The organism is Micromonospora sp. NPDC003776, assembly GCF_053605645.1.
In genome coordinates, this window is the sequence record NZ_JBSGJR010000449.1 from 1 (window position 1) to 5,994 (window position 5,994).

The following is a 5,994-nucleotide window of genomic DNA, read 5'->3' on the forward strand; positions in this document are numbered from 1 at the left end:
GCCGTCGCCGCCGCCGCGCCGCTCGGCCGCCGCCTGGCTCGACTCGTCTCACCGACATGACCGCCCCGCTCGACCCGGCCGCCCTCCGCTTCGGGTACGGCACCAACGGCTTCGCCAACCACCGGCTCACCGACGCGCTCGCGGTCCTGGCCGACCTCGGCTACCACGGCGTCGCGCTCACCCTGGACCACGACCACCTGGACCCGTTCGCCCCCGGACTGGCCCGCCGGGTCGCCGCGGTCGCCGACCGGCTGAGCGCCCTCGGCCTCGGGGTGGTGGTCGAGACCGGGGCCCGCTACCTGCTCGACCCGTGGCACAAGCACGCCCCGACCCTGCTCCACGACGACCGGGCCCTGCGGATCGAGTTCCTCCGCCGGGCCGTCCGGATCGGTGCGGACCTGGGCGCGGAGGCGGTCTCCTTCTGGGCCGGCGTACGCCCGCCCGAGGTGCCGGCCGAGGTGGCCCGGGACCGCCTGGTCGCCGGCTGCGCCACGGTGTGCGCCGCGGCGGAGGACGCGGGCGTGCCGCTCGGCTTCGAGCCGGAGCCGGGCATGCTGGTCGAGGACATCGCCGGCTGGCGGTGGCTGCGGGACGCCCTCGGCGCGCCGCCCCGGTTCGGGATCACCCTGGACATCGGGCACTGTCGCTGCCTGGAGCCGACCCCGGTGCCCGACTGCGTGGCGGCGGTCGCCGACCACCTGGTCAACGTGCAGATCGACGACATGCGCCGGGGCGTGCACGAGCACCTGGAGTTCGGCACCGGTGAGATCGACTTCCCGCCCGTGCTGCGCGCCCTCGCCGACGCCGGCTACCGCGGGCTGGTGGCGGTGGAGCTGCCGCGGCACTCGCACGCCGCGCCCACCGTCGCCGCCCGCTCGCTCGACTTCCTGCGCACGGCCGCCCGGACGACCGTGTCGCAGGGCAGAGGCGGTGGCTGACCACCTGCCATCCGGCTGGAAAGGGGAGACGGCATGACACCCGACCGACTGCGCGCCGCACTGCGCGGCGTACCCGATCCGCAGTGGCTGGACGCGGCCCTGCGCCGCGTCGCGACCGAGCCCGCCGCGATCCCGCGGCTCTTCGCCACCGCCGCCCGGCGGTGCGGCCGGGGGCCGCTGCCCGACCTGCCCGGCTGGACCGTCGACGAGGCCGTCCGGGCGCTGCTGCTCACCGCGCTCCCCGGCGACCACGCCGTCGTGGCCGACTCGCTCTACCGGCACGGCGACGCCGCCGAGAAGCGGGCCGTCCTGCGGGCCCTGCCGCTGCTGCCGATCGGGGCCGAGTGCGTGCCGCTGCTGCACGACGCGATCCGCACCAACGACACCCGGCTGGTCGCCGCCGCGCTCGGCCCGTACGCCCGGCACCTGGAACAGGCGACCTGGCGGCAGGCCGTGCTGAAGTGCGTCTTCACCGGCGTGCCGCTGGCTGTGGTGGACGACCTGGAGGGCCGGGCGGACGGGGAGCTGGGCGGCATGCTGGCCGGGCTCGCCGCCGAACGGCACGCCGCCGGGCGGACCATGCCCGCCGACGCCACCGACCTGCTCGACCGGCTCGGCGCCGGCTCGCACCCCACCACCGCCAGGGAGGCGTGATGCGCATCTTCGACCCGCACATCCACATGACGTCCCGGACCACCGACGACTACGAGCGGATGGCCGCCGCCGGGGTACGCGCGGTGGTGGAGCCGGCGTTCTGGCTCGGCCAGCCCCGCACCAGCGTCGAGACCTTCGTCGACTACTTCGACTCGCTGGTCGGCTGGGAGCCGTTCCGGGCCGGGCAGTTCGGCGTCCGGCACCACGCCACCGTGGCGCTGAACCCGAAGGAGGCCAACGACCCGCGCTGCCGCCCGGTGCTCGACCTGCTCCCGCGCTACCTAAACAAGGACGGCGTGGTCGCGGTCGGCGAGATCGGCTACGACTCGATGACCCCGGCCGAGGACGCCGCCTTCGCCGGCCAGCTCGCGCTGGCCGTCGCGCACGACCTGCCCGCCCTGGTGCACACCCCGCACCGGGACAAGGCGCGCGGGGTCGAGCGCACCCTGGCCGTGGTGGCCGAGTCCGGCATCGACCCCGGCCGGGTGCTGGTCGACCACCTCAACGAGGTCACCGTGAAGCTGGTCCGGGACACCGGCTGCTGGCTGGGCTTCTCCATCTACCCGGAGACCAAGATGTCCCCGCCGCGGATGGTCGAGCTGCTGCGGACGTACGGGACCGAGCGGATGCTGGTCAACTCGGCCGCCGACTGGGGGCGCTCGGACCCGCTGCTGACCCGGGCCACCGGGGAGGCGATGCTGCACGCCGGGTTCTCCGACGACGACGTGGACCGGGTGCTGTGGCGCAACCCGGTCGAGTTCTACGGCCAGTCCGGGCGGCTGGACCTCACCGACCTGGACGCCCCGGCGCCCACCTTCGCCGGCAACTCGATCCTGCGCGGGGGCGAGTGATGCGGCTCCGGCACGCCGACGGCAGCACCGTCCACCTCGGCTACTGCACCAACGTCCACCCGGCCGAGGACCTGGCCGGCGTGCTCGCCCAGCTCGACACGTACGCGGTGGGGGTCCGCCGGGCGCTCGACGCCGATCTGCTGGGCCTTGGGCTCTGGCTGGCCGCGCCGGTCGCCGCGGAGCTCGCCGCCGACGCGGCGGCCCGTCGCCGGCTCCGGCACGAGCTGACGGTACGCGGGCTGGAGGTGGTCACCCTCAACGGCTTCCCGTACGCGGCCTTCCAGGCGCCGGTGGTGAAGGGCGCGGTCTACCACCCGGACTGGACCACCCCGGAGCGGCTCGGGTACACCCTGAACCTGGCCCGGGTGCTGGCCGACCTGCTCCCCGACGACGCGGCCCGGGGCTCGATCTCCACCCTGCCGCTGGCCTGGCGTACGCCCTGGGACGCCGGCCGGGCCGACCTCGCCCGGCGCCGCCTCGACGAGCTGGGCGCCGGCCTCGCCGCGGTGGAGCGGGAGACCGGGCGGAGCGTCCGGGTCGGCTTCGAGCCGGAACCGGGCTGTGTGGTGGAGTCGACGGGACAGGCGGATGAGGTATTGTCAGCCATGGATACGGACCGGCTCGGGATCTGCCTGGACCTGGCGCACCTCGCCTGTGCCTGGGAGGAGCCGGTCGAGGCGCTGGGCCGGCTCCGGGACGCCGGGCTGCCGGTGGTCAAGGTGCAGGTCTCCGCCGCCCTCGCCGCCGCCGAACCGGCCGCATCCGAGGAGGCGCTGCGCCGCTGGGTCGAGCCCCGCTTCCTGCACCAGACCCGGACCGCCGGCTGCGCGGGCGGCGCCGACCCGGCCCACCCGGCGTACGCGGCCGACGACCTCGACGCCGCCCTCGACGCGCGGCTGCCCGGGGCCTGGCGGGTGCACTACCACGTGCCGCTGCACGCCCCGCCCGAGCCGCCGCTCAGCTCGACCGTGCCGGTGCTGCGGGCCGCCCTCGCGGCGCTCTTCGCCGGACCGGTGGCCGGCTGCGACCACCTCGACGTGGAGACGTACACCTGGGGGGTGCTGCCGGCGGCGCGGCGGCCGCGCACCGACGCGGAGCTGGCCGCCGGGATCGCCGCCGAGCTGGCCTTCACCCGCGACGAGCTGGCCGGCCTCGGGCTGGCCACGACGGTGGGGGTGGCCTCATGAGCCGGCGTCTCGTGGTGCTGGACGTGGTCGGCCTGACCCCGCGGCTGCTGGCGCACATGCCCCGGCTGCGCGCGGTCGCCGAGGCCGGCTTCCAGGCCGAGCTGGGCACGGTGCTGCCCGCGGTCACCTGCTCGGTGCAGTCCACCTTCCTCACCGGCGAACCACCGTCCGGGCACGGCATCGTCGGCAACGGCTGGTACTTCCGGGACCTCGGCGAGGTGTTCCTCTGGCGGCAGCACAACGCGCTGGTCGGCGGGGAGAAGCTGTGGCAGGCCGCCCGGCGGGTGGAGCCCGGCTACCGGGTGGCCAACGTCTGCTGGTGGTACGCGATGGGCGCCGACGTCGACTGGACGGTGACGCCCCGACCGATCTACCACGCCGACGGGCGCAAGGAGCCGGACTGCTGGACCGACCCGCCCGAGCTGCACGACACCCTGACCGGGGCGCTCGGCACCTTCCCGCTCTTCACCTACTGGGGGCCGGGCGCCGGACTGCCCTCGTCCCGGTGGATCTGCCGGGCCGCCGAGCGGATCCTCGACGAGCAGTCGCCCGACCTGACCCTGGTCTACGTGCCGCACCTCGACTACGACCTGCAGCGCTTCGGGCCGGCCGGGCCGGAGGCCGCCGCCGCGGCGGCGGAGCTGGACGCGGTGCTCGCGCCGCTGCTGGACGCCGCCCGGGCGCGGGAGGCCACGGTGGTGGTGCTCTCCGAGTACGGCATCACCGACGTCTCCCGCCCGGTGGACGTGAACCGGATGCTGCGCGCGGAGGGGCTGCTGCGGGTCTACACCCAGGCCGGGATGGAGTACCTCGACCCGTGGACGTCGCGGGCCTTCGCGGTCGCCGACCACCAGGTGGCGCACGTGTACGTGAAGGACCCGGCGGACGTGCCGGCGGTCGCGAAGCTCTGCGCCGCGCTGCCCGGGGTGGCCGAGGTGCTCGACGCCGCCGGCCAGGCCGGGTACGGGCTGGACCACGCCCGCTCCGGCGAACTGGTCCTGGTGGCCGAGCCGGACGCCTGGTTCACGTACTACTACTGGCTCGACGACGCCCGCGCGCCCGACTTCGCCCGCCTGGTGGAGATCCACCGCAAGCCGGGCTACGACCCCGCCGAGCTGTTCTTCGACCCGGCCGCCCCGGCTGCCGCCAAGCGGCGCGCGGCGGTGGCGCTGGCCCGCAAGAAGCTCGGGATGCGCTACCTGATGAGCGTGGTCGGGCTGGACGCCGGGGCGCGGGCGGTCCGCGGCTCGCACGGCCGGCTGCCCGCCGATCCGGCCGACGGGCCGGTGCTGCTCTGCTCCGACCCCGCCGCGGCCCGGGACCGGATCGCCGCCACCGACGTCAAGGCTCTGCTGCTCCAGCTCGCCGGACTGGCCTCGGAGGCGCCATGACCCTCGCCGTCGCACCGACCGACCCGACCCTGCTGCGGGACCGCTTCGACGCCGCGCTCGCCGCGTTCCTGGCGGAGCAGCGGCCGGGTCGGTCGGACGACGGGACGCTGGCCGTCCACGCCGTGCTCTGCCGGTTCGTCCTCGCCGGTGGCAAGCGGCTGCGGCCGCTCTTCTGCTACTGGGGCTGGCGGGGCGCCGGCGGCCCCGACGGCCGGCCGATCGTGGTCGCGGCGGCGGCGCTGGAGCTGTTCCACGCCTTCGCCCTGATCCACGACGACATCCTGGACGGCAGCGACCGCCGGCGCGGAAAGCCCTCGGTGCACCGGATCTTCGCCGACCTGCACGCCACTTCCGGCTGGCAGGGCGACCCGGAGGCGTACGGCCGGGACGCGGCGCTGCTCTGCGGCGACCTCTGCGCCGCCTGGTCCGGCCAGATGTTCCACGGCTGCGGCCTCGACCCGGAGCGGATCCGGCGCGGGCACGTCCTGCTCGCCCGGATGCGGGCCGAGGTGATCGCGGGGGAGTACCTGGACGTGCTGGGCAGCGCCGGCGCCGGGTCGGTGGCCGAGGCGCTCACCGTGATCCGGTTGAAGACGGCCCGCTACACGGTGACCCGCCCGGTGCAGATCGGCGCCGCCCTGGCCGGCGCGGAGCCGGACGCGGTGGCGGCCCTGGCGGGCTTCGGCGACCCGATCGGCGAGGCGTTCCAGCTCCGCGACGACCTGCTCGGCGTCTTCGGTGACCCGGCGGTCACCGGCAAGTCCAACCTCGACGACCTGCGCGAGGGGAAGGCGACGGTGCTGCTGGCCCTGGCCCGCGCCGCGGCCGGCCCGGCGCGTGCCGCCCGGCTGCGGGCGCTGGTCGGCGACCCGGGCCTGGACCAGGCGGGCGCCGCCGAGGTCCGCGGCATCATCGAGGCCACCGGCGCGCGGGCGGCGGTGGAGCGGATGATCCGGGAGCGGGCCGGATCGGC

General features: G+C 76.0%; 6 protein-coding genes. All 6 read left to right on the top strand.

Annotated elements, in window-relative coordinates; all coding sequences use genetic code 11:
• Nucleotides 1–56: 56 nt before the first annotated feature.
• Nucleotides 57–938: a sugar phosphate isomerase/epimerase family protein gene (locus tag ACWEVO_RS27740; RefSeq protein WP_452310442.1), complete on the top strand. Its 882-nt coding sequence runs from the start codon at nucleotides 57–59 to the stop codon at nucleotides 936–938.
• Between the two features lie 33 nt (nucleotides 939–971).
• On the top strand, nucleotides 972–1,592 hold the full coding sequence (locus ACWEVO_RS27745; protein ID WP_452310437.1) for an EboA domain-containing protein: 621 nt from the start codon (nucleotides 972–974) through the stop codon (nucleotides 1,590–1,592).
• Nucleotides 1,592–2,443 carry a TatD family hydrolase gene (locus ACWEVO_RS27750; RefSeq protein ID WP_452310438.1) on the top strand — a complete coding sequence of 284 codons (852 nt, stop codon included), beginning with the start codon at nucleotides 1,592–1,594 and terminating at the stop codon, nucleotides 2,441–2,443. The genes ACWEVO_RS27745 and ACWEVO_RS27750 overlap by 1 nt, the downstream gene beginning before the upstream one ends.
• On the top strand, nucleotides 2,443–3,630 hold the full coding sequence (eboE, locus tag ACWEVO_RS27755) for a metabolite traffic protein EboE (RefSeq protein ID WP_452310439.1): 1,188 nt from the start codon (nucleotides 2,443–2,445) through the stop codon (nucleotides 3,628–3,630). Before ACWEVO_RS27750 ends, eboE begins: the two co-directional genes overlap by 1 nt.
• On the top strand, nucleotides 3,627–5,021 hold the full coding sequence (locus ACWEVO_RS27760; protein ID WP_452310440.1) for an alkaline phosphatase family protein: 1,395 nt from the start codon (nucleotides 3,627–3,629) through the stop codon (nucleotides 5,019–5,021). The genes eboE and ACWEVO_RS27760 overlap by 4 nt, the downstream gene beginning before the upstream one ends.
• Nucleotides 5,018–5,994, top strand: a 977-nt coding sequence (locus tag ACWEVO_RS27765) for a polyprenyl synthetase family protein (protein ID WP_452310441.1), incomplete at its 3' end; no start/stop codon positions are given. The genes ACWEVO_RS27760 and ACWEVO_RS27765, both read left to right, overlap by 4 nt.